This window comes from Synechococcus sp. CBW1004 (genome assembly GCF_015840715.1).
GTDB lineage: Bacteria > Cyanobacteriota > Cyanobacteriia > PCC-6307 > Cyanobiaceae > Cyanobium.
The window spans coordinates 3,472,897-3,495,098 of the sequence record NZ_CP060397.1 but is presented as its reverse complement, the minus strand read 5'-3'; the positions used below and the strand labels follow the sequence as shown (position 1 = coordinate 3,495,098).

The window sequence follows — 22,202 nt, the reverse complement described above, 5'->3', positions numbered from 1 at the left end:
ACGGTGGATCAGCCTATCGAGGCGGGGACGGAACGCTGCCGGCGGGGCCGGTTCCCCTCGAGGCCGGTGGTCTCCAGGGAACAGCGGATCAGAAGACCGGCCACGAACAGGCTGCTGAGCAGCGAGTTTCCGCCGTAGCTGATCAGCGGCAGCGGCAGACCGGTGGTGGGCATGGCGCCGCTGGCCACTGCGATGTTGAGGATCGACTGGCCGACCAGGAGGGTGGTGCAACCGATCGCCACCAGGCGGTGCTGGTTGCTGCGGCAGCTGAGGGCGATGCGGAGACCGACGAAGCCGAAGACCATCAGAAACAGCAGCAGCATCAGGGAGCCCACGTAGCCGAACTCCTCAGCGAACACCGCGAAGATGAAATCGGTGGTCTGGATCGGCAGATACTGCAGCTTCTGGGTCGAGAGACCGAACCCCTGGCCCAGGGGGCCACCGGAACCGATCGCCAGCAGGCTCTGCACCAGCTGGTAGCCGTCTCCCTGTTGATCACGCCAGGGGTCAAGGAACGAGGTGACGCGCAGGCGCTGATATTCGTTCACCATGATGCTGAACGTCCCGAGCAGTCCACCTCCACCGGCAGCCCCGAGGAGCAGGACGAGGGGCAGGCCGCCGGCCAGAGCCATCAGCCAGAGCAGCAGGCCTATCAGCGCTGCGGTGCTGAGATTGGGCTGCTTGAGGATCAGCAGCATCACGGCTCCGAAGATGGCAAGCCAGAGGAGTTTCTGGTCTTTGGCGATCCGGCGCCAGTGCGAGAAGAGCACCGCACCCTGCAGCACGATGAAGGGCTTGATCAGCTCCGTGGGCTGAATCTGCAGGGGCCCGATCACCAGCCAGCGACTGGCTCCGTTCACCGTGCTGCCGATCACCAGAGTGGCGGCGATCAGGGCCATGCCGATCAGCAGGGCCGGGGCCGCCAGATGCAGCCAGCGCCGCATCGTGTTGCGGATCGCCAGCAGCAACAGACCCCAGCTGGCGATCAGCCAGATCAGCTGACGCTTCAGGTAGAAGGCGGCATCCCCCATCTCGCGATCCGCCACGAACCAGCTGGCCGAGGTGAGCACCAACAGCCCGAAACAGCTCCAGAGGGCCACCAGGCCGAGCAGCAGACGGGCCTCCGCTGGCCAGAGACTCCAGGGCAGGGGAAGGATGCCGCGCCGACGTCCGGAGACGGCGTCGGCGTCAACCGGCAAGGCTCGGGTGGAGGTGGACATCGAGGCCGGAGGAACGGGGACGACCATCGTTCCATTGAGCCGTCTGCGGCGCCCTTTGTCGAGAGAAGCGGAGCGATCGGACACGTCCGGCAGGCCCCGACGCTCCATCACGAACCGGATCCACTTGTGGTGACCAGCGACACGATGCAGCACCTTCAGAGACGGATCGCGACCAGCCCAGCGAAGGATCCCCGGGCTTCCAGGCTGGCTGTCCGGCGCAGAAGGCGGATCAAGACGACGTCAGGAGGCACAGCGGCAGGCTCTCGCGCAGTCGCTGAGGCTGGGTCAGGGGCCATCAGGAGGAGCGGCCACCCATGGAAGCCGCGTCGCCAGAGAACCGGCGAGATGGGCGGAGAGGCAGGCCCCAGGTGCCACCATCGGCGGCCATTCCCTGACGGCTCTCGCCACCCCTACCCGCCGCGGCGGGATCACGGCGGGCCAGGCATGGTCACCGGGGAACGGGAGGCGAGGCTTCCCTCGGGGGCCTCGGGCCGCGGGAGGCGCACGGAGGGACGCGGCCACGAGCGCGAAGCATAAAAAAACCCGGCGGAGCCGGGGAAGACGCCGAGGATCGACCAATCAGCTCAAAGCCTGAATGGCCGATCCAGAGACGAGGTCGAAGCAGATCAGTTGCCGCAGCTTTGCTGCCGACGACCGGTCGCCAGTTCCACCTTGAGAATCTTGCCCCCCTGCTTCATGATCCGCTGCTGTTCCGCGAACCAGCTGGAATAGGGAACCCACTTGGTGAAGTAGGTGTTCTGCAGTTCACGTTGGGTGCGAACCTTCTCAGGGCAGGGAATGCAGGCTGTGATCTTGAACAGGCGCATGGGGACGACTCCTCTCAGGGATAACGGTTGGGATCAGCCGAGACCCGAGCAGATGTAGTCGAAATAGACGCCCATTTCACGACCGGCATCAGGACCGACCAGAGCAGCAGTGGCCTCCTTCATGGCCTGGATCGACTGCACCGTGGCACCGATGGGCACGCCCAGGGAGTTGTAGGTCTCCTTGAGGCCGTTGAGCACACGCTCGTCGAGGATCGAGGTGTCACCAGCGAGCATCGCGTAGGTGGCGTAGCGCAGGTAGTAATCCAGGTCGCGGATGCAGGCCGCATAGCGACGGGTGGTGTACATGTTGCCGCCCGGACGGGTGATGTCCGAATAGAGCAGCGACTTGGCGACGGCTTCCTTGATGATGGCCGAGGCATTGGCGCTGATGGTGGCAGCGGCACGGACGCGCAGTTCACCACTGGCGAAGTACTGCTCGAGGCGCCCCATGGCGCCGGGGTCCAGGTACAGGCCCTGGACGTCGGCCTGATTGATGACGTTGGTGATGGCGTCTTGCATGGATCCTGAGAGAGAGGCGATGGAGGAGAAAGGGGGAAGACCTCAGGAGAGGGCGCCGACGACGTAGTCGAAGTAGAAACCGGCTTCCTCGGCGTCAGCGCCGGTGAGGATGCTGGTGGCCACGTTCTTCATCTCGCGGACGGCTTCCGCCATCGCTTCCAGAGGAGTACCCAGGGCGCGGTACATCTCACGGGCACCGATGATACCGATCTCTTCGATCGGGGTCACGTCGCCAGCGACGACGCCGTAGGTGACCAGGCGCAGGTAGTAATCCATGTCCCGGAGGCAGCTGGCGGTCATCTCCTCGCCGTAGGCGTTGCCGCCGGGGGAGATGACGTCAGGGCGCTTCTGGAACAGCTGGCCGCCGGCCTGCTTGACAATGCGCTCCCGGCTTTCGGCCAGGACCTGGGCGACGCGGAGGCGACGCTGTCCGCCAGCCACGAACGACTTGATCTGGTCGAGTTCGCCAGGGCTGAGGTAGCGGGCTTCGGCGTCCGCGTTGATGATCGAGTTGGAGACGATGCTCATGCAGTTCTGCCTCGAAACAAGCGGTCGCCGTTGAAGGTGACCGGCATCCGGTGGGTAAGGGGTTGGCCGTGGGGTTCGACCGCCGAGACATTCTGCGCCAGCGCTCTGCTGTCGACCGAAGCCCGGTAACAGATCTTCACGGCAGCGGACTGATTGAAAACCCTTGGCCTGCAAAGGCTTTCACTGCAGTTCTTGACAGTGGCGAGCGCCAGCGAAGCGGGAATAGTTCTGCGCCGCCGAGGCGTTTGGCAACGGGCTTGGCACAACACTTTTGAGGCGCAATGAACGCCCGAATCGCAATGTCTTGACATGAAAAAACCCGGAGCCGCATCAAGGGCTCCGGGAGGAATACAGCGCTTTGACGTCTGGATCGACCTCAACTGCGACAGCAGATGGCAATGCAGCTGCAGAGCGCTCTGTTCAGAGAAGGCTCCGATCAGAGGGCTTCGCGAATGGGGGGATTGAGGGCGGCGTTGCCGCCATACAACTGGGCCGTGCGGTTGACCGTGGAGAGGGGCTGGCCCTCCAGGGTGCCGAGACCGCGCAGATAGGGCACGGTGTCGCGTCCGAAGCTGGTGGCGTACTCGCGGCTGGCGAGCAGATCCTCCAGAGCGGCACGCTGACCGGCTGTCGCCCGTCGGGCCAGGAAACGGCTGACCTCGGCAGGCTGGGCGGCACGGCCAAGCAGGGCAAGGTAAGCGGCTGTGGCGGCACGGAGGGGAGCCATGCGCTGAAGGCGGGCCTGGAACATCTCGCTGCCGGCGATCTGGCCGATGAAATCGGAAACGGTCAGCACACCGTTGCGAAGCTGAGATTCGGCGTCACCGAGACGCTCGATCGCGAGGGGCGGTCGGTTGAGGAGCTGGCGGTAGCTGGCCTCGATCACCTCGGTCAGCTGAGCCTCGCTCGGGTCGGTGAGAAGCTGCACGGGTCTGCCGAGGCTCTGGCGGCGGCCCAGGGCCCTGGGTGTGCCCGCACGCAGCGCACGCACCATGGGCGCTCCCGGCTGCTCCGCGGCGGCAGCACTGAGACCGCGGCTGACGGCTGCAGTCCAGCCACCGATGGTGAGCGGGGCAGCGGCGGCAGGAGCAGAGACCGGCGAAGCGCTCGGCGTGATCCCGGGTCGGGTGTAAGGAACCGAAGGAGTGGCAGCAGGCTGACTCCAGAAGCGGGTCGGAGCAGGGGGCTGCCTGAGGGTGGTGGGACCGGAGTTCGGAGCAGTGGGAGCCGTGGACATCTGCCCATCGCCGATCGAAGCGGTCCAGGTGCCGCGGATCACCTGACGGCGATCGGGCAGGTTGCGGTTAACCACATCCGCCACGGTGCGGAGCTGATTCGGACGCGGCACATCGGGACGCTGCTGGGGCGTCAGGTCGGCGACAGCACGAGCATCGAAGGGGCGGACAAGGCCTGGGAGGCGACGGCAGTTCCGGTCAGCCGGGGTGAGGAAGCGCTCGTAGGGGACGGTGTCCTCACCGAAGGCCTCGTTGTATTCACGGCTGTTGATCAGCGCGTCGACGACGCCATAGAAGCCTTTGCGGGCGGCAATATCGAAATAAGAGTCAATCTCCCAGCGACCGAAGGTGGGGCGACCGAGGATGCGGCGATGCATGATCTCGATCGCCTTGCAGATGTAGAGACCGCTCCAGTAGCGCCGGCGGAAGGCGTCGGAGCGGGCCACCTGACGCACGAACTCGCGCAGACTGATGTCTCCGTTCTCGAGCTTGATCTCCTCGACCGTGTTGCGCTCACCGGCATACCCGGTGTTGCCGAGAATCTGAACGTAGACGCCGCGGATGACGGCCTGGGTGGCTGATTCACTGCCGCGCACGCTCGGTTGGCCACCTCGGCGAGGAACGGAGTTGCCGCCTGTGGCGATCTGCTGCAGACGCAGCACCTTGGGCCCGACCCGCCGAGGGGTGGAGCTGCGGAACTGGGCGCTGTTCATCGGCCCGGGCTGACGAATCCCGTTGCCGATCAGGATGCGGCGGCTGTCGTAGCGGATCGGAGCGGGACGCGTGGCGACCGATGCGGTGCCCGACGGGAAAATGGCGCCGTAGTTGAGCGCGATCGGATCGTTGCCGCCGCCGTAGGGATGCTGATCGGCGTAAGGCTGGCGATAGGAGGCGTAGAGGGTGACGTACTGGGGTGCACCTTCAAATGGAGCGCTGTAGCGGAACAGCTTGCGGTTGGAACCCCAGCCGGCGCTCTCCTGAGCCTCCTCGCCAAGATCGCGCAGATAGGGGACGGTCTCCTCTCCGAAAACGCGTGCATATTCCATCGAATCGACCAGTGCGTCAACGAGTCCGCCCAGGCCCTTGGAAGAAACGATGTCGAAGTAGTGGGTGAACTCCTCCCGGGAGCTGATGCCGCGGCCAAGGAAATGGCGGAACGCCAGCTCGACCACCCGGCTGTTGACGAAACGACCGTAGAACTGGCGGCGATATTCGTTGCTGCGGCCAAGGGCGCGAATGAATTCACGCATCGAGATCTGCCCCTGGCGCACCTGGGTGGCCTCCACCGGGCAGACCACCTGCGAGTAGGCCTTGGCGATGTCGCGCTCGAACACCTGGCGATAGGCGGCGCGCACCACCTCCGCTTTCTGGGCGCCGGACATCCGCGGCCGCATGATGAACCGCTGGGCGCCATCAGCCGCCAGGGCGTAGATCGCCGGCAGCTGCAGGCCCTGATTCACCGGGCTGCCGAGACGCTGCCGGGCCGACGGGGTTGGAATCTCCAGCTCCTTGAGCAGCACGTTGAACGCGTCCACCACCAGCTGACGGGCTTCGGGCTCATCGCGCAGCAGGCCGGCGGCGGCGGCCCGCATCTCCTGCAGAGCCACGTTGGTGGCCGCCAGCGAACAGGCCTTCTCGAGGACGTCCCGCAGCCCACGGGTGTTGACGGACAGGATGCTGGGGTCGCCGGCGACGATGGAATAGCCGACGTAGCGCAGGAACCAGGCGAGGTCGCGGATCGACTTCTTCATCCGCTCGGTGCCGTAGCGGCCGACCGCAATCGGACTGAACCCGGTGGGCAGCACCACCCTCACATCGGCATCACCACCGGCGCCCTCCAGCAGACGCGTGAACAGGTTGCCGCGACTGCCGGTGGCGCCTGCGAACGTCTGCACCGAGCGCTGGAAGGCGGCCTGGTCGGCGGCCAGAGGCGTACCGTCGGCGCCGGCGCTGCCCGGCAGGGGCGAGTCGAGGTAAGAGAGGGGTGTGCCGCCCGAGAAGATGCGATTGGCGGCCCGGGCGACGATGGCCGCGGAATTGGCCGAGAGGCGCTGGGCAGCAAGGACCCGGACGCGACCGCTCTGGAAGAACGTGATCAGGGAGTCGAGTTCCCCGCCATCCGGGAAACGGTCCTGCTGCTCAGCCTGACGGACGCTGGAGAGCGGCAGGGTGTCGTAGAGCTGGGGGGCGACCCTGGTACTGCCGCTGCTGGCGGTCACGGTCATGGACGAGAGCGAGCCGGGCCTGGGCACGTTACGGCTGTCCCCACAGGCCTCCGGGGGGCCATGAACAAATGTTTGCAGCCTCTCCGAGGGATGGCGCGGCGGCCCGGCTGGTCGCATGAAATGCTCGCGGCACGGTCGCCCCTCCCGCTCCGATGACGTCTTCCTCCACCCCGCCGCCGCCGCCCAGCGACGCCGCCACCCCGGTCGTGAGTGCCTTCTACGACCGCTTCCCCTATCCCGGGGATCCGCTTCAGGACGGGCCTCCCCCCGGATACAACTGGCGCTGGTGCGTCGACAGCGCCCGGGCCGCCGCCCTCGGATCCCTCCCCCCGGCCCCCCGCCGCTGGCGGATCCTCGATGCCGGCTGCGGCACCGGCGTGAGCAGCGATTACCTCTGCCATCTCAATCCGGGCTCGCGCCTGCTGGCCGTGGACATCAGCGCCGGCGCCCTGGAGGTGGCACGGGAACGGCTGCGACGCTCCGGGGCAGCCGCCTGCGTGGAGGAGCTGAGGATCGAGCAGCGAAGCCTGCTCGATCTGGAGGGCGAAGGGGAGTTCGACTACATCAACTCGGTGGGGGTGCTCCACCATCTGCGTGAGCCGGAGGCGGGCCTGCGGGCTCTGGCGGCCAGGCTCGCGCCCGGGGGGGTGCTGCACCTGTTTCTGTACGCCGACGGCGGGCGCTGGGAGATCCACCGGACCCAGCGGGCCCTGGAGCTCCTCGGCGCGGGAACAGGCGGAGAGGGCCTGCGGCTCGGCCGCCAGCTGTTCGAGGTCCTTCCGGCGGAGAACCGGCTGCGCCACAACCATGAGCAGCGCTGGGCGCTCGATACGGCGGCGGACGCGAACTTCGCCGACATGTACCTGCATCCGCAGGAAACCAGCTACAACCTCGAGCGCCTGTTCGCCTTCATCGACCAGAGCGGGCTGGAGTTCGCCGGGTTCTCCAATCCGCAGGTCTGGGATCCGGCCCGGTTGCTTCAGGGGCCGCTCCTGGAACGGGCCCGTGGCCTGAACGACCGACAGCGCTGGCAGCTTGTGGAAGAGCTGGACCCCGACATCAGTCACTTCGAATTCTTACTGGCCCGCCCGCCCCTGCCGCAGCGGCCGGAAGACGACGGTGCGGCGCTGCTGGCCCTGGCCGGCGAGCGCAACCGCTGCCTCTGGGGCTGGCCCTCCACCTCTCTTCTCGGTCCGGATCTGCAGCCCCTCAGCCTCGAACCCGCCGACGTGGCGCTGGTGCAGGCGATGGAGGCGGCTCCGGCCGGCACCCCGCTGGGGCAGCTTCCAGTGGAGCTCAGCCCCGAGGAGCGGATCGCCGGGATCCGGCGGCTGCGCGATCAGGCCGTGCTGCTGCCGGTGACCGTCTGAGCTACAGCCGCAAGCCCTGTCGGTCAGGGATGCGTAACGCTGCGTGATAACCTCACGCCGCCTAGACCGAATCGCGACGGTTGTCCATGCCCTCTCTGACGGCTTGTCCTTCCCCCCAGGGGGAGAAGCCTGAAGGGAAGGGGCATCAGGAGCAGTCCGACGCCTCCACCAACGAGCACGAGCACGGCGGCCTGTCCGCCCAAGCTTCCCTCGAATCGCCTGGGTCCAGCGACGCCTCACCAGGAGTCCCTGATCAGATCACGGCAGCGATGGACGTCAGCCGTCCAGCGCCTGCGCCCGAGGGCGAAGGTGCCATGGGCAGCACGGAAGATCTCTCCAACGGAATGGAGCATTTCCAGCGCCTCCGGCGCCGGCTGCTTGTCTCCACCCTCCTGGCGAGTCTGACTGCCGTACCGGTCTGCTGGTTACTGTTCGACCTCCCGGCGGCTCTCAGCCTGCTGGTGGGAGCCGTGGCAGGACTTCTGTACCTGGTGCTTCTGGCCCGCAGCGTGGCCCGCCTCGGCGGTGATCGACGCTCGGTCGGCAAGATCCAGCTTCTGGTTCCGGTTGTGCTGGTTCTCGCCAGTGCCCGGATCCCCGGCCTCGAGCTTGTTCCCGCCCTCGTGGGCTTCCTGCTCTACAAACCCGCTCTGCTGGTTCAGGCCTACCTGGATCGCTGAGCATCGAGGGAGTTCCTCCCTGATCGGGCCTCCGGCCCAGCCCGTTTCCTCAGGATCCACCCAGGACACTCAACGCGATGGTTCCGTTGCCCCTCTCCCTCCCCTTCGCCGAGCTCGAAGTCGGCCAGCACCTCTACTGGCAGCTCGGCAATCTCAAGATTCATGGCCAGGTCTTCCTGAGCTCCTGGGTCGTCATCGGTGCCTTGCTGGCGGTGGTCATCGTCGGCACTCGCAAGATGGAGCGTGATCCCTCCGGCGTGCAGAACCTGCTGGAGTTTCTCTGGGATTACGTGCGCGATCTCGCCCGTGAGCAGATCGGCGAAAAGGCTTATCGCGACTGGCTGCCTTTCATCGGCACTCTGTTCCTGTTCATCTTCGTCAGCAACTGGGGCGGCGCCCTGATTCCCTGGAAGATCATCCATCTCCCCAGTGGTGAGCTGGGCGCTCCCACAGCCGACATCAACACCACCATCGCCCTGGCGCTGCTGGTGTCTCTGGCTTACTTCTATGCCGGCCTGAGCCGGAAAGGCTTCCGTTACTTCGAGTACTACGTGGAGCCGACTCCGATCATGCTGCCATTCAAGATCGTCGAGGACTTCACGAAGCCTCTGTCACTGTCCTTCCGTCTGTTCGGCAACATCCTCGCTGACGAACTGGTGGTTGCTGTGCTGGCGTTCCTGGTTCCCCTGATCGTGCCCCTTCCGGCCATGTTCCTGGGACTGTTCACCAGCGCTATTCAGGCCCTGATCTTCGCCACCCTTGCCGCTTACTACATCGGCGAAGCGGTGCACGAAGAACACCACTGATGTCTGTCGCCGGGGAGGTCACCCTCTCTGGCAAACTCAGTCGCGCGCAGGTCCGGACCAGTCCGGGCCCATTCCTGACGCTCCAGCTCAGGGATGTCCCAGGCGCCCCGTTTCACTCCGGTCCGTTCCGCGCTTCAACGGCGCCCCATCTTCTTCTCCACCATGGATTCGATTACTTCCGCTGCGTCTGTTGTGGCTGCTGGTCTGGCTGTCGGCCTCGGCGCCATTGGTCCTGGCATCGGTCAGGGCACCGCTGCCGGCGGCGCTGTCGAGGGCATCGCCCGTCAGCCGGAAGCCGAAGGCAAGATCCGCGGCACCCTGCTGCTCTCCCTGGCCTTCATGGAGGCTCTCACCATCTACGGCCTGGTGGTCGCTCTGGTGCTCCTGTTCGCCAACCCGTTCGCCGGCTGAGGCTGTCGTCGTCCACTGGAGAGGATCCGGTCCCCTGTCGGGGGCCGGGTCTGCCCCAGCCAGTGACCGGAAGCTGCTGAACTCCGCCTCGGTGAACTCGTGACCACGAGACGCGCCGGGTGAGCTTTCCAGCCAAAGCTTCGCCAACGATCCAACCAGCCGATCAGCCTGCGCTGATCGCAGAGCGATTGCCGTCGCTCCAGCCTTTCTGCCTTTCCTTCCAGCACCACCCGCCCGCCATCCCGTCCCATGACCAGCTGGCTACTGCTTGCCGAAGCAGGCGCAAAGGAGGGAGGTCTCTTCGACCTCGACGCCACCCTGCCTCTGATGGCGCTGCAGGTGGTGATCCTCACCTTCATCCTCAATTCCCTGTTCTTCCGCCCCGTCGGCAAAGCCGTCGAGGACCGTGAGGGCTACATCGCCACCAGCCGGGCCGAAGCCAAGCAGAAGCTGGCCCAGGCCGAGAGGCTCGAAGCTGAACTCAAGGAGCAGCTCAAGGAAGCGCGCCAGCTCTCCCAGAAGCTGATCCTCGAGGCCGAACAGGAATCCGACCGCCTGTACCGCGAGGCTCTGGCGGTGGCCACCGCCGAGTCGAACGCCAGCCGTGAGCAGGCCCGTCGCGAAATCGACAGTCAGCGCACAACCGCTCTGCAACAGCTGAGTGGCGATGCCAGTCAGCTCGCCACCCAGATCGTCGACCGTCTCCTCTCCGCATCCTGACCATGGTCCCCCTGTCTCCCCTGGTCCCGCTGCTGGGCTCCCACGGCGGTTTCGGTCTGAATTTCAACCCGTTCGAGACCAACATCATCAACCTGGCGATCGTGATCGCCGGTCTTGTGTGGTTCCTGCGCGGTTTCCTTGGCGGGATCCTCGAACGTCGCCGGGCCGCGATCCTGGCCGACCTCAAGGACGCTGAAGATCGGCTCGCCGCCGCTGCCGCCGCCCTCGCCGAGGTGCAGAACGGCCTGGCCGACTCCCAGGCCCGGGCCGAGCGGATCCGCGCCGACGGTCAGGCACGCGCCCAGGCCATCCGTCTCGAGAGCGAGAAGCGCACGGTTGAGGAAATGGCCCGCATCAAGCAGGCCTCTGCTTCCGATCTCGATTCCGAGGCCGCCCGCGTCACCGCCCAGCTGCGCCGCGAGGCCGCCCGCCTGGCCATCGAGAAAGCGCTCGCCACCCTGCCGGGCCGCCTCAATGATGAGGCGCAGACCCGTCTCATCGACCAGTCCATCCAATCCCTGGGGAATGCCTGATGCCGCTCCTCAACACCATCACCTCTCCCTGGGCCGAGGCCTTCCTGCAGGTCACCGAGAGCCGTGGCGAAACCGAGCAGGTCATCGAGCAGGTGCGCTCGCTGCTCCACCTGTGGGAGAGCTCGCCTGAACTCAGGCATGCCATGTCCTCGCCGGTGCTCGAGGTCGAAGGCAAGAAAGCCGCGCTCGAACGGCTGTTCGGCTCCGAACTCGCCCCCAGCCTCCTGAATCTGCTGCGTCTGCTGGCTGACCGCCAGCGGATTTCGCTGCTGGATGACGTGCTCAACCGCGTGCTGGAGCTCTACCGCGATCAGAACGACATCGCGCTGGCCACCGTCACGTCCGCCGTGCCGCTCAGCGAAGAGCAGCAGAGCCAGATCGGCGAGAAGGCCCGCGTCGTGGCCGGCACCCGCAAGGTGGAGATCCAGCAGAAGGTGGATCCTGCCCTGATCGGTGGTTTCGTGCTCAGCGTCGGCTCCAAGGTGATCGACGCCAGCCTGGCCGGCCAGGTCCGACGCCTGGGTCTCGAGCTGGCCAGGGTCAGCTAGGCGCCTCCACCGCGTCTTTCCCGGCCACACCGGCTTCCTCCTCCCCCTCCCAACGTTCCCTCTCCTCCCCTCCGGGGAATTCCTCCCATGGTTTCCATCCGCCCCGACGAGATCAGCGCGATCCTCAAACAGCAGATCGCGGACTACGACAAGTCGGTTTCGGTCAGCAACGTCGGAACCGTGCTGCAGATCGGCGACGGCATCGCCCGCATCTACGGCCTGGAGCAGGTGATGGCCGGTGAACTCGTCCAGTTCGAGGACGGCACCGAAGGCATCGCGCTGAACCTGGAGGAGGACAACGTCGGCGCCGTGCTGATGGGCGAGGGCCGCGGCATTCAGGAGGGCAGCACCGTTCGGGCCAGCGGCAAGATCGCCTCGGTGCCGGTGGGTGACGCCATGCTCGGCCGCGTGGTGAACGCCCTCGGCCGGCCGATCGACGGCAAGGGTGAGATCGCGACCAGCGAGACCCGCCTGATCGAGTCGATGGCGCCCGGCATCATCCAGCGCAAGTCGGTGCATGAGCCGATGCAGACCGGCATCACCGCCATCGACGCGATGATCCCCATCGGCCGCGGCCAGCGCGAGCTGATCATCGGCGACCGCCAGACCGGCAAGACCGCCATCGCGATCGACACGATCATCAACCAGAAGGGCGAGGACGTCGTCTGCGTCTACGTGGCCGTGGGTCAGAAGGCCGCCTCCGTCGCCAACGTGGTGGAAGTGCTGCGCGAGCGGGGCGCCCTCGACTACACCGTGGTCGTCGCCGCCAACGCCTCCGAGGCCGCTGCCCTGCAGTACCTGGCGCCCTACACCGGCGCGGCGATCGCCGAATCGTTCATGTACAAGGGCAAGGCCACCCTGGTGATCTACGACGACCTCACCAAGCAGGCCCAGGCCTACCGCCAGATGTCGCTGCTGCTGCGTCGCCCGCCCGGTCGTGAGGCCTATCCCGGCGACGTGTTCTACTGCCACAGCCGTCTGCTGGAGCGCGCCGCCAAGCTCTCCGACGCCATGGGCAAGGGTTCGATGACGGCCCTCCCGATCATCGAGACCCAGGCCGGTGACGTTTCGGCCTACATCCCCACCAACGTGATCTCGATCACCGATGGTCAGGTGTTCCTGAGCTCCGACCTGTTCAACTCCGGCCTGCGGCCGGCCATCAACGTCGGCATCTCGGTGAGCCGCGTCGGCGGTGCCGCCCAGACCAAGGCCATCAAGAAGATCGCCGGCACCCTGAAGCTGGAACTGGCCCAGTTCGACGAACTGGCCGCCTTCTCCCAGTTCGCCTCTGACCTCGACGCCGCCACCCAACAGCAGCTGGCCCGCGGCAAGCGTCTGCGCGAGCTGCTCAAGCAACCGCAGTTCAGCCCCCTGAACCTGGCCGAACAGGTCGCCGTCGTCTATGCCGGCGTCAAGGGTCTGATCGATGACGTGCCCGTCGACAAAGTGGTGCAGTTCGCCCGTGAACTGCGCGAGTACCTCAAGAGCAGCAAGCCTGAGTTCATCACCAAGGTGATGAGCGAGAAGCAGCTCGGCGACGAAGCCGAGGCCATGCTCAAGGACGCCATCAAGGAGGTCACCTCCTCGATGCTCGCCGCAGCCTGAGGTCAACCCTAAATGGCCAATCTCAAGGAGATCCGCGACCGGATCAGTTCGGTCAAGAACACCCGCAAGATCACCGAGGCCATGCGTCTGGTGGCCGCCGCCAAGGTGCGGCGGGCCCAGGAACAGGTTCTCCGCAGCCGCCCCTTTGCCGACAGGCTGGCGCGGGTGCTGCAGAACCTGCAGACCCGCATGCGTTTCGAGATCGCCGACGCCCCGCTGCTCGATCAGCGTGAGGTGCAGACCATCACCCTGCTGGCGGTCACCGGTGATCGGGGTCTGTGTGGCGGCTACAACGCCAACATCATCAAGCGCACCGAGCAGCGTTTCGCTGAACTCAAGGGTCAGGGCTATGAGGTGGATCTGGTGCTGATGGGCCGCAAGGCCATCACCTATTTCCAGAACCGCGCCTCCCAGTACAAGATCCGGGCCACCTTCACCGGCCTCGAGCAGGTGCCCACAGCCGCGGAAGCCAACCAGATCGCCAATGAGGTGCTGGCTGAATTCCTCTCCGGCAGCACCGATCGGGTCGAGATCATCTACACCAAGTTCATCAACCTGGTGAGCTCTCAACCCGTGGTGCAGACCCTGCTTCCCCTCGATCCCCAGGGCATCGCCGTGGAGGACGATGAGATCTTCCGCCTGATCACCCGCGACGGCCGCCTTGGCGTCGAAGTGGGCAAGGTGGAGAGCAGCCAGGCACCGCTGCAGTCCGATTTCGTGTTCGAGCAGAACCCGGAGCAGTTGCTCAATGCCCTCCTGCCCCTGTATCTGTCCAACCAGCTGCTGCGCTCCCTCCAGGAAGCCGCCGCCAGTGAACTGGCGAGCCGGATGACGGCCATGAACAACGCCAGCGACAACGCCAAGGCACTCGCCAAGACGCTGACGCTCGATTACAACAAAGCCCGCCAGGCGGCCATCACCCAGGAAATCCTGGAAGTGGTGGGTGGCGCCTCCGCGATGTGATTCTGCCCCTGCGAACCGGCTCGTCTGGGTTCCAGGTCCTGCTCAGCTGCTCCTCCCTCCGGGGGGAGCAGTTTTTTGTTGGGCAGGCGCGGTTTCCGTTCTGTTGGCTAGGCGACGACCCTGCCGTGCGCAATGCTGCAGGCGCTGCTGCCGCCACCGATGCCCACGCCGCCGCCGCTCCCACTGCCCGGGGGCGCCCTTCAACTCCAGCCCCTGTTCCCGCTGGCGCTGGGCCTGGTGCAACTGCCATGCGACCCGCTCGACACGGCGCTGCAGATGCAGGCGATCGGCGAGCTGCAGGATGGAGCGGCCTCGAATCCCGATCCCGGCTGCGCCTGGACCGGCGATCTCAACGGTGTCTGGCAGCTGCACCGGCACCCCGTCTTCGCGCCGCTGCTCACAGCCGTGAGCAGTCATGCCCATGCCTACCTGGAGGGACTGGGCTTCGATCGATCCCGGGTCGCCCTGCACATCCAGCGTTGCTGGCCGGTGGTGAGCGCGTTCGGCCAGGTGGTGGGCCGCCACCACCATCCCAACGCCCACCTGAGCGCCGTGATCTACCTCAACGGCGACGGCAGCGGCCGCAGTGGTTGCCTGCGTTTCTTCCCGCCGCACCAGCCCAACGAGCTGGTGCCGGGCCTGGCGGTGGGCCATGACGGGCCGATCCGCCCGGACGCCGCCACCGCCGCCCGCTGGAACGCCCCCTGGTTCGATGTCGCCCCGCAGGCGGGCCGGCTGGTGTTGTTCCCCTCCAGCGTCGATCACGCCGTGCTGGAGAACGAGGATCCCGACGACAACCGCCTCTCGATCAGCCTCGATCTGGTACTGACCGCGCCGGCGTCGGAAGCAGGGACACCCCCGGAATACCTGGCGCCCCACCCATCCGATTGGCAGGCACTGGGGTGATGGGCCCTGGAGGGTTCCCGGAGGACGTTCAGAAGCGAGCCATGGCGCTGATCTTGGCCCGTTTGTCGCCGGACAGACCCTCCAGTTCCTCCAGGCTGATCAGCCCGTCCCGGACGAATCCGGCGAAGACGAACAGCAGCCCGTCAAGGCGGAACTCCAACCGCCCCTCGATCGCATGGCGCTGCAGGCTGAGAAAGTCATGCAGCTCCCAGATCTGCTCGGCGCTCGAGAGCGCCGACACCTGACGGCGCAATCTGTCGATCAGCACATCCACCTCTCGGCTGTGGGCGCGCTCGAAGACCGCGCGGGCGAGATCCTGCTCCTCGACCGTCCAGCCGGCCAGCTCCGCGTCCATCATGTCCTGACCGATCGGCGTGCGGCGAAGCTATCGGCGGCTCACGAGCGGCGCGAGCGGAGAGGGCCCGCCGCCTGGAACCGTCATCAACCGTCGTGCGGCCGGCAGGCTGTACCAGGGCAGCTGGGGATGGCGGTGATGCTCCCAGTGGTAGCCGAAGTGATAACAGGCCAGTAAGGAGAGGGTTTCCGGCCACGGCAGGCTGGCCGCACGGTGGCGATCGACGCTGCGGCCCTCCCCCTGCCGATGGGGCAGATAGGTGCCGACCACAAACAGCTGCAGGGAACTGAGCACCAGCGGCAGGATCCAGACCAGCAGCAGGCCTGCCAGCGGATGGGGGGTGAGCGGACGCAGCAGCAGCAGCGCCACCAGCCAGGCCCCGATCAGGCCGGCCAGCTGGTTGACGCTCAGATAGGAGGCCATGAACCTCCCGTACCAGCGCACCGGCCCCCCTGGCCGGGCGCCCTGATGATCCGGATCCAGGAGGCTGCCGGGAGCCTGGTGATGGTTGTGGTGCTTGCGGCAGGAGGGCTCCCAGGGCAGTCCTGCATAGAGGGCGAGCACCAGACGCCCGATCCGCTCATTCCAGCGCGTTGATGCGGGCAGCAGGGAGCCATGCATGGCGTCGTGCCCGACGATGAACAGGCCCGTCTGCAGAAAGGTCCGGATCAGGATCAGCGGCAGCCACGCCAGCGGCGGCAGCCCTGGCCCCTGAAGCGGCAGCACCAGGAGCATGAGCAGGCTGACGACCCAGGCCGTCACGATCGCCAGCGCCCAGAGAAGACCCTGCGGAAAGAAGCGAGGCTCACCGGGGGGTGGCGTGTGCTCCAGTGCCGACAGGGTGCGGCATCCGCTCAACGGGCGAACTGGAGCAGATCGGCCGGAGAAGCCAGCAGATCAATGGCGACGAAATAGATCTTCTGCTCCGGATCCAGCAGGAAACGCCAGGCCACATTCATGCCCACGCCGGCTCCGAACCAGGGCGTCTGCACCTTGCCGGTGACCTTGATCTGGGTGAAACCACCGTCGGAGGGTTCACTCACGCCCCGTTCCGGAATCAGCACCAGGTTCTGGCAGTCTTCGCGGAAGAAGCGCAGCACGGCCTCACGACCGACGATCGGGCGCTGGAACGGCGGCTGCAGGGCGCCGTCGGGCAGAAACAGATCGATCAGGTTGTCGAAGTCGTTGGCGTTGAGCAGGTTCATGTAGCTCTCGACCGTGGCATTGCTGATGCCCTCGATTGAGACCTTCGCCCGCTGCTCCGGAGCGGTAGGGGCCACCACGGGCTCGCTCACCCGCGTGGAGGCGTCGATCTTGTCAGGGTCATAACCCATGTCGACGACAAAATTACGCAGCACGGTGATCTGCTGGCCCTTGTCGATCACCTTCAGCGAGGTGAGCACGGCAGCTGCGTTGGCTGAGAGCTGATAACCCTCGGGAATGGGGGCGACGATGCCCTGCTCCATCCACACCCCGAGCTGATACCAGAAGCCAAGCTTGATGTTCACCGACCACGAGGCATACCAGCGCCCGATCTCGGTGTTGGCGTGATTGGCCAGATCACACATGACCTGGCTCTGCTCCGCGAAGTTCATGGCGCGGATGCGGGTGAGCACCGGCTCGGCGAACTGCATGCGCGCGGCACCCGGCGCGGCGATGGTGATGGTCTTGCCCATCTCCAAGTAGGCGAACCAGATCAGCGCCAGCTGATCCTCGGCGCTCAGGAGCTGGAAGCGGGCCGTCAACGCGGGCACCGCATCGGCCGAGCGGGTCTCAGGAAAAATGCGTGTCGCCCTGTCAAGAGTGAACATCTGGGCACACGTCAAGATTTTCGTAACAAACTCTAACAGGCGGCGAGCGTTCCGCTGGCGGGGCAGCGGAGTTGCTGCGTCTCTGCGGCACCGCGATGCCGCGGGATCCGGGCTCTGCATGGCCGGCCGAGCGGCAAGCCCGGGGGCAGCACTCTGCGAGGCGGATCGCGCCTTGATCGGTGCCCCACGGGCGCTCCCGACCCCGGCGCCGCAGGCCGTTCACCCCGCGGTCAGGGAAGATGGTCCCCAGAGACGACAACCCGGTGTCCGACGCGCCCACCTTCCAGATCAAGGCCACCATCAACGGGGTGGAACACAGCTTCGGCGGCCGCGCCGATCAGACGGTGCTGGCGGCCGCCGAGGCGGCCGGGGTGATGCTGCCGAGCTCCTGCTGCTCGGGGGTGTGCACCACCTGCGCCGCCATGGTGCGCAGCGGCACGGTGCATCAGCCCGACGCCATGGGCGTCAAGGCGGAGCTGCAGGAGCAGGGCTACGCGCTGCTGTGTGTCGCCTATCCCCGCAGCGACCTTGACGTGCTGGCAGGCCAGGAGGATGCCCTGTACGAGGCCCAGTTCGGCCAGTACCAGAAGTGAACGAGCGGCCCTCGGCCACGCCGATCCAACAACCAGCGCTCTGCCTCCAGGGATGCAGGCGCTGAGGCTGATTCCCTTTGCCTTCTGGCTCCAGCCCGGCAGCCGACCGGTGGGGACTGACGGCGGATCCTGCACCACCGAGACCCGGATGGCGTCCGAGCGTGACAGTGATGCGGGCCCGCAGGAGCCACCTGCGGGTACTGCAGGCCTGAGCGGGGCCGATCCGGATCACCCGGAACCCTGCGAAGGTGCCTCTCCGCGCGCCGGCGCCCCTGGATCGCCCCCCTCCCTGAGCGAGCTGCAGCTGGCCATGGCCGGCCATCTCGACACGCTGGGGCATCCGGGCGCCGAGCCGCTGCGCTGGGCGATCACCGGCATCGATCCACATCACGGGCTGCGGATCGAAGGCATCGGCCTGCACCGCGTGGCAGCAGCGGCAGGCCTTGCCGGCGATCCAGCCACGAACACAGCGCCCCCCCGGCCGCAGGAACACGGAAACGCTTCGGGTAGCGAGGCGCAGTAATGGCAGAGACACCTTCCCTGCCCACCCTGCTGGTGATCCCCACCGGCATCGGCTGCGAGCTGGGCGGTTATGCCGGTGATGGGCTGCCGGCCGCGCGCTTGCTGGCAGGCGCCAGCGGCTGCCTGATCACCCATCCCAACGTGATGAATGCAGCCTCCCTCTACTGGAGCGACCGGCGCATCCACTACGTGGAAGGCTGGGCCCTCGATCGCTTCGCGGCCGGGCAGCTGGCCCTGGCCCCCCGCGCCAGCCAGCGCATCGGGGTGCTGTTCGATGCCGGGATCGAACCAGAGCTGCTGCTGCGCCACCGCCAGGTGATCGATGCCTGCAGGGCCAGCCTGGGCCTGCGGATCGGGCCGATCCTGCAGAGCGACGCGCCGCTGGGCGTGAGCCTGCAGCTGGCCGAGAGCGGCAGCAGCTGGGGCACGATCGTCCGTCCCGACGCCCTGCTGCGCGCCGGTGAGCGGCTGGTGGCGGCCGGTGCCACCGCCATCGCCGTGGTGGCCCGCTTCCCCGATGACCCGGACAGCGAGGCCCTGGCGGCCTACCGGAGTGGATCAGGCGTTGATGCCCTCGCCGGTGCCGAAGCGGTGATCAGCCACCTGCTGGTGCAGCACCTGGGCATCCCCTGTGCCCATGCACCGGCGCTGGAGCCGCCGCCCCTCGACCCCGATCTCGACCCGAGAGCGGCTGCCGAGGAGCTGGGCCATACCTTCCTGCCGTGCGTGCTGGTGGGTCTCAGCCGCGCCCCGGATCTGCGGGCCGTGGATGCACCAGGTCCGGGATGGCTGCATGGCCGCGACCTGGGTGCCGTGGTGGCACCCGCAGGCGCCATGGGCGGGGCAGCGGTGCTGGCCTGCGCGGAGCGCGGCGTGCCGCTGATCGCGGTGGACAACCCCTGTCTGCTGGAGGTCACGGCCGAGGCCCTGGGCCTGGAGGCGACGCACGCCCGCTCCTACGCCGAGGCCGCCGGGCTGGTACTGGCGTTGCGGGAGGGGATCGATCCGGCGAGCCTGCGGCGGCCGTTGAGCAACGCAGCGGCCACCACCTGAGCCGCAGCCTTCAGCGCAGGCAGGCCATCGGATGGCGGGTGGGCACCCCCAGGGCCTTTGCCACACCGGGATGGCAGACGGCGCCATCGACGGTGTTCAGACCTGACAGCAGTTCGGGCCGATCGGTGACCGCCTCGATCAGACCCCGGCCGGCCATTACCTGGATGTAGGGCAGGGTGACGCTGACCAGCGCCTCGGTGGAGGTGAAGGGCACAGCACCGGGCATGTTGCCGACGGCGTAGTGCTGCACCCCATGCAGCGTGAACACCGGATCGGTGTGGCTGGTCTCGCGGCTGGTGGCGATGCAGCCACCCTGATCGATCGCCACATCGACGATCACCGAGCCGGGGCGCATGCGTTGCACCAGATCCTCGCTCACCAGCGTTGGTGCGCGACCGCCGGGCAGCAGCACGGCACCGATCAGCAGATCAGCCGTGGGCACCAGCCGCTCGATCAGGCTGCCGCTGCTCACCAGGCTCACCAGGCGGCCGCGACGGTCGGCCTCCAGCTCACGCAGGCGCTGGGGAGAGCGATCGAGCAGGAACACCTCCGCATCCATGGCGGCGGCCAGGCGAGCGGCATTCCAGCCGACACTGCCGGCGCCGAGCACCACCACGCGGGCCGGCTGCACACCGGTGCAGCCGCCGATCAACACACCGCGGCCGCCCTGGGGTTTCTCCAGCAGCCGGGCACCCACCTGGGCCGCCAGGCGTCCCGCCACCTCGCTCATCGGCGCCAGCAGGGGCAGGCTGCCGTCCTCGAGCTGCACCGTCTCGTAGGCGAGCGCGGTGGTCCCGGCCTCCAGCAGGGCACGGCCCACATGGGGATAGGCGGCCAGGTGCAGGTAGGTGAACAGCACCAGATCGGGCCGCAGGAAGGTGAACTCCTCGGGCTGCGGCTCCTTCACCTTCACCACCAGATGGGCATCCCAGGCCTGCTCGCGGCTAACCAGCCGGGCGCCGGCAGCGCGATAGGCCTCATCAGTCAGGCCGGCACCGAGGCCGGCACCCTCCTGAATGCGCACCTCCATCCCCTGGCCCACCAGCTCACGGACGGCATCTGGGGTGAGCGCCACCCGCTGCTCGTCGCGCTTGATCTCGGTGGGGACGCCGATGGATGCCATGGGAGGGAGCGAAATACCCATTGATCCAGTCGTGCATATCCAGGAATCCTACAGCGGCAGAGCAGATAAGATGCACTTCAGACATCAGAACGCTGGCGCCCTATCAGGTCAGCAAAGCGATGAAGGGAATCAGTGAACATGCAATCTTGACACCCGAAGACGAAAACTCAAAACTCATCACAACAAAGATGCGCAACCCGATACGCCTTACCAGAAACAAGCAGAAAGACAACAACGCAAAACGCCAACAACTTCAAAGCAAGATGATCAAGTCAAGAAGTCCGAGCAGCCTCAATGATGTCCCGAACTCGCAACTGATATCGGTAGCGACCTGAGGCAATGAGCGAAGAAAGCTCATCCTTTGATGGGATCAGCGACTGGTAATAAGGCATCAGAGTCCCCTCACGACGAAGCGTCTCACCCAGCACCCTCCAGGTAGCACCACACGAAGCCGGCAGATCAGGATTGCGAGCCAAAGCCGCAGAGCCATCACGAATCTTACGCTCTAATTGAGAAAGGCTGCGCACGGGATAATGAATAATTTGAAGTCCTTCCGCAGAGGCAGGCCGAATCACGGCCCCATCAATAGAGATATGATGATTACCATCTCCCACCGTGACGAATTGATGTGAGCGATGACAGATCTTCCCGGGCAGGGGGCGACCCAGGGAATTGAGCGACTGCGTATCTTGTATGATCATGCTCAAATAGAAAATAGACTCCGGGGAAGAACTGAAAGGCAAAGGCGGTAGCATATTATTCCGTGACACACTTAACGCCTGCAGGGCAGATGGCACAGCCATGAAATAGTTGCGCAGATTGCCCGTATCGGGAAGCCAGAACTCATCAGCGTCCGTATGAATCAACCAGCATGGACCAAATTCTGCTTGTGCAAGAGCCGCCATAGTCGTGACCCAGCGCCCTTGATCGTGAGTTAATTCTGATTCTCGTATTAAAATCAATGGGCGGGTCTCGGCGTAGGCCTCTAAAAGCTCATAAGTGCCATCAATCGATGCATTGTCGGTAACAATGAAAGCGTCTACACCCAGAGCAAAGTGAAAGTCAAGATTGGCTCGGATAATATCGATCTCATTGCGACACAGCAAAGTGGCAACAAGTGGCATCTCGCCAGAGAGGTTCTCAAGCACAACACGCAAGCCAGAAGGGAGGGTCGGTGGCAAAGTATACCCACGATGCAACGGTAAGGCACCCATAGAATTCGCAGGAGCAAAAGGCATATGGCATGAAAACAATACGCTGCTGCAATAAAGACTAGATGCCAGCAGAAGACGAGCGATAGAAAAGCCATGACACTCAGACTTGCATGGCAAACATTGACTCTTCAGCAGAAAAGCCCAAGACGCAATACATCGCGCAAACAGCTTCATTATAAAGCGGCAATCGCGAGTGCAAAACAAAATGATCAAACCCCGGCTGCAAATATTCAAACGCCCAGCAGACCGTTGTCGACATGGATGCCGACCACTAGATACATGACAAGCAACGCCTGGCCCAGTTCCAATGGACACCAAGCCGAAGTCGACGGATAGGCAAAACGATATGGATCCCGCAGGCGATGGCAACGTCTGAGGATCACGACAACCGCCACCAGAAGCAGAGACAAAACCAGAATACGGGAAACGGGTCGC

General features: G+C 65.7%; 24 protein-coding genes. 13 read left to right on the top strand and 11 right to left on the bottom strand.

What is annotated here, in order from left to right; translation table 11 throughout:
• Nucleotides 1–8: 8 nt before the first annotated feature.
• The 5 genes from H8F25_RS16580 to H8F25_RS16560 all read right to left on the bottom strand — a co-directional run bounded on the left by H8F25_RS16580 (nucleotide 9) and on the right by H8F25_RS16560 (nucleotide 6,554).
• Entirely contained in the window at nucleotides 9–1,220 is a 1,212-nt protein-coding gene (locus tag H8F25_RS16580; RefSeq protein WP_197211350.1) for an FtsW/RodA/SpoVE family cell cycle protein, read from the bottom strand.
• 626 nt (nucleotides 1,221–1,846) lie between these two features.
• The gene (locus H8F25_RS16575) at nucleotides 1,847–2,047 is read right to left on the bottom strand and encodes a phycobilisome linker polypeptide (RefSeq protein WP_197211349.1); all 201 of its coding nucleotides are present in this window, start codon (nucleotides 2,045–2,047) and stop codon (nucleotides 1,847–1,849) included.
• A gap of 33 nt (nucleotides 2,048–2,080) precedes the next feature.
• Complete coding sequence (gene apcB, locus H8F25_RS16570; RefSeq protein ID WP_197211348.1) at nucleotides 2,081–2,566, bottom strand: allophycocyanin subunit beta; 486 nt, start codon at nucleotides 2,564–2,566, stop codon at nucleotides 2,081–2,083.
• A 42-nt stretch (nucleotides 2,567–2,608) separates the two neighbouring features.
• Entirely contained in the window at nucleotides 2,609–3,094 is a 486-nt protein-coding gene (locus H8F25_RS16565) for an allophycocyanin (RefSeq protein ID WP_197211347.1), read from the bottom strand.
• Between the two features lie 436 nt (nucleotides 3,095–3,530).
• Nucleotides 3,531–6,554, bottom strand: a complete 3,024-nt coding sequence (locus H8F25_RS16560; RefSeq protein WP_197211346.1) for a phycobilisome rod-core linker polypeptide — start codon at nucleotides 6,552–6,554, stop codon at nucleotides 3,531–3,533.
• Between the two features lie 152 nt (nucleotides 6,555–6,706).
• On the opposite strand from H8F25_RS16560, the gene H8F25_RS16555 reads away from it, so the two are divergent.
• From H8F25_RS16555 to H8F25_RS16510, 10 genes are all read left to right on the top strand, one after another.
• Nucleotides 6,707–7,924 carry a trans-aconitate 2-methyltransferase gene (locus H8F25_RS16555; protein ID WP_197211345.1) on the top strand — a complete coding sequence of 406 codons (1,218 nt, stop codon included), beginning with the start codon at nucleotides 6,707–6,709 and terminating at the stop codon, nucleotides 7,922–7,924.
• A gap of 86 nt (nucleotides 7,925–8,010) precedes the next feature.
• Nucleotides 8,011–8,604, top strand: coding sequence for an ATP synthase subunit I (locus H8F25_RS17880; protein ID WP_231596928.1), 594 nt, complete (start codon nucleotides 8,011–8,013; stop codon nucleotides 8,602–8,604).
• Nucleotides 8,605–8,681: 77 nt separating this feature from the next.
• Nucleotides 8,682–9,410, top strand: a complete 729-nt coding sequence (gene atpB, locus H8F25_RS16545) for a F0F1 ATP synthase subunit A (protein ID WP_197211344.1) — start codon at nucleotides 8,682–8,684, stop codon at nucleotides 9,408–9,410.
• A 162-nt stretch (nucleotides 9,411–9,572) separates the two neighbouring features.
• Complete coding sequence (atpE, locus tag H8F25_RS16540; RefSeq protein ID WP_010315318.1) at nucleotides 9,573–9,821, top strand: ATP synthase F0 subunit C; 249 nt, start codon at nucleotides 9,573–9,575, stop codon at nucleotides 9,819–9,821.
• Nucleotides 9,822–10,070: 249 nt separating this feature from the next.
• Nucleotides 10,071–10,541: a F0F1 ATP synthase subunit B' gene (locus H8F25_RS16535; RefSeq protein WP_197211343.1), complete on the top strand. Its 471-nt coding sequence runs from the start codon at nucleotides 10,071–10,073 to the stop codon at nucleotides 10,539–10,541.
• A gap of 2 nt (nucleotides 10,542–10,543) precedes the next feature.
• Nucleotides 10,544–11,074 (top strand): F0F1 ATP synthase subunit B, encoded by a 531-nt coding sequence (locus tag H8F25_RS16530; RefSeq protein ID WP_197211342.1) that lies wholly within the window; start codon nucleotides 10,544–10,546, stop codon nucleotides 11,072–11,074.
• Nucleotides 11,074–11,622 carry an ATP synthase F1 subunit delta gene (gene atpH, locus H8F25_RS16525; RefSeq protein WP_197211341.1) on the top strand — a complete coding sequence of 183 codons (549 nt, stop codon included), beginning with the start codon at nucleotides 11,074–11,076 and terminating at the stop codon, nucleotides 11,620–11,622. Before H8F25_RS16530 ends, atpH begins: the two co-directional genes overlap by 1 nt.
• Nucleotides 11,623–11,709: 87 nt before the next feature.
• Nucleotides 11,710–13,227 (top strand): F0F1 ATP synthase subunit alpha, encoded by a 1,518-nt coding sequence (atpA, locus tag H8F25_RS16520; protein WP_197211340.1) that lies wholly within the window; start codon nucleotides 11,710–11,712, stop codon nucleotides 13,225–13,227.
• Nucleotides 13,228–13,239: 12 nt separating this feature from the next.
• Entirely contained in the window at nucleotides 13,240–14,190 is a 951-nt protein-coding gene (locus tag H8F25_RS16515) for a F0F1 ATP synthase subunit gamma (RefSeq protein WP_197211339.1), read from the top strand.
• A 159-nt stretch (nucleotides 14,191–14,349) separates the two neighbouring features.
• Nucleotides 14,350–15,096 carry a putative 2OG-Fe(II) oxygenase gene (locus tag H8F25_RS16510; protein ID WP_197211338.1) on the top strand — a complete coding sequence of 249 codons (747 nt, stop codon included), beginning with the start codon at nucleotides 14,350–14,352 and terminating at the stop codon, nucleotides 15,094–15,096.
• A 28-nt stretch (nucleotides 15,097–15,124) separates the two neighbouring features.
• Here the strand turns inward: H8F25_RS16510 and H8F25_RS16505 are convergent, their stop codons facing one another.
• From H8F25_RS16505 to H8F25_RS16495, 3 genes are read right to left on the bottom strand one after another with little or no spacing between them, the layout of a single operon-like run.
• Nucleotides 15,125–15,454, bottom strand: a complete 330-nt coding sequence (locus H8F25_RS16505; protein WP_231596927.1) for a hypothetical protein — start codon at nucleotides 15,452–15,454, stop codon at nucleotides 15,125–15,127.
• Nucleotides 15,455–15,481: 27 nt separating this feature from the next.
• Entirely contained in the window at nucleotides 15,482–16,309 is an 828-nt protein-coding gene (locus H8F25_RS16500; protein WP_197211337.1) for a fatty acid desaturase, read from the bottom strand.
• Nucleotides 16,306–17,262, bottom strand: a complete 957-nt coding sequence (locus H8F25_RS16495; protein ID WP_197211336.1) for an orange carotenoid-binding protein — start codon at nucleotides 17,260–17,262, stop codon at nucleotides 16,306–16,308. The genes H8F25_RS16500 and H8F25_RS16495 overlap by 4 nt, the downstream gene beginning before the upstream one ends.
• Nucleotides 17,263–17,501: 239 nt before the next feature.
• Between H8F25_RS16495 and H8F25_RS16490 the strand changes: the two genes are divergently transcribed.
• The 3 genes from H8F25_RS16490 (at nucleotide 17,502) to H8F25_RS16480 (ending at nucleotide 19,430) form a co-directional block, all read left to right on the top strand.
• Nucleotides 17,502–17,855: a 2Fe-2S iron-sulfur cluster-binding protein gene (locus H8F25_RS16490; protein WP_197211335.1), complete on the top strand. Its 354-nt coding sequence runs from the start codon at nucleotides 17,502–17,504 to the stop codon at nucleotides 17,853–17,855.
• Between the two features lie 148 nt (nucleotides 17,856–18,003).
• Entirely contained in the window at nucleotides 18,004–18,378 is a 375-nt protein-coding gene (locus tag H8F25_RS17875) for a hypothetical protein (protein ID WP_231596925.1), read from the top strand.
• Nucleotides 18,378–19,430 carry a DUF3326 domain-containing protein gene (locus H8F25_RS16480; RefSeq protein WP_197211333.1) on the top strand — a complete coding sequence of 351 codons (1,053 nt, stop codon included), beginning with the start codon at nucleotides 18,378–18,380 and terminating at the stop codon, nucleotides 19,428–19,430. The genes H8F25_RS17875 and H8F25_RS16480 overlap by 1 nt, the downstream gene beginning before the upstream one ends.
• A 10-nt stretch (nucleotides 19,431–19,440) precedes the next feature.
• Here the strand turns inward: H8F25_RS16480 and ald are convergent, their stop codons facing one another.
• The 3 genes from ald to H8F25_RS17870 form a co-directional block, all read right to left on the bottom strand.
• Complete coding sequence (ald, locus tag H8F25_RS16475; protein WP_370525768.1) at nucleotides 19,441–20,553, bottom strand: alanine dehydrogenase; 1,113 nt, start codon at nucleotides 20,551–20,553, stop codon at nucleotides 19,441–19,443.
• Nucleotides 20,554–20,825: 272 nt separating this feature from the next.
• Nucleotides 20,826–21,701, bottom strand: coding sequence for a glycosyltransferase family 2 protein (locus tag H8F25_RS16470; protein WP_197211331.1), 876 nt, complete (start codon nucleotides 21,699–21,701; stop codon nucleotides 20,826–20,828).
• A 166-nt stretch (nucleotides 21,702–21,867) separates the two neighbouring features.
• Nucleotides 21,868–22,026 (bottom strand): hypothetical protein, encoded by a 159-nt coding sequence (locus H8F25_RS17870; protein ID WP_231596924.1) that lies wholly within the window; start codon nucleotides 22,024–22,026, stop codon nucleotides 21,868–21,870.
• Nucleotides 22,027–22,202: the final 176 nt, after the last annotated feature.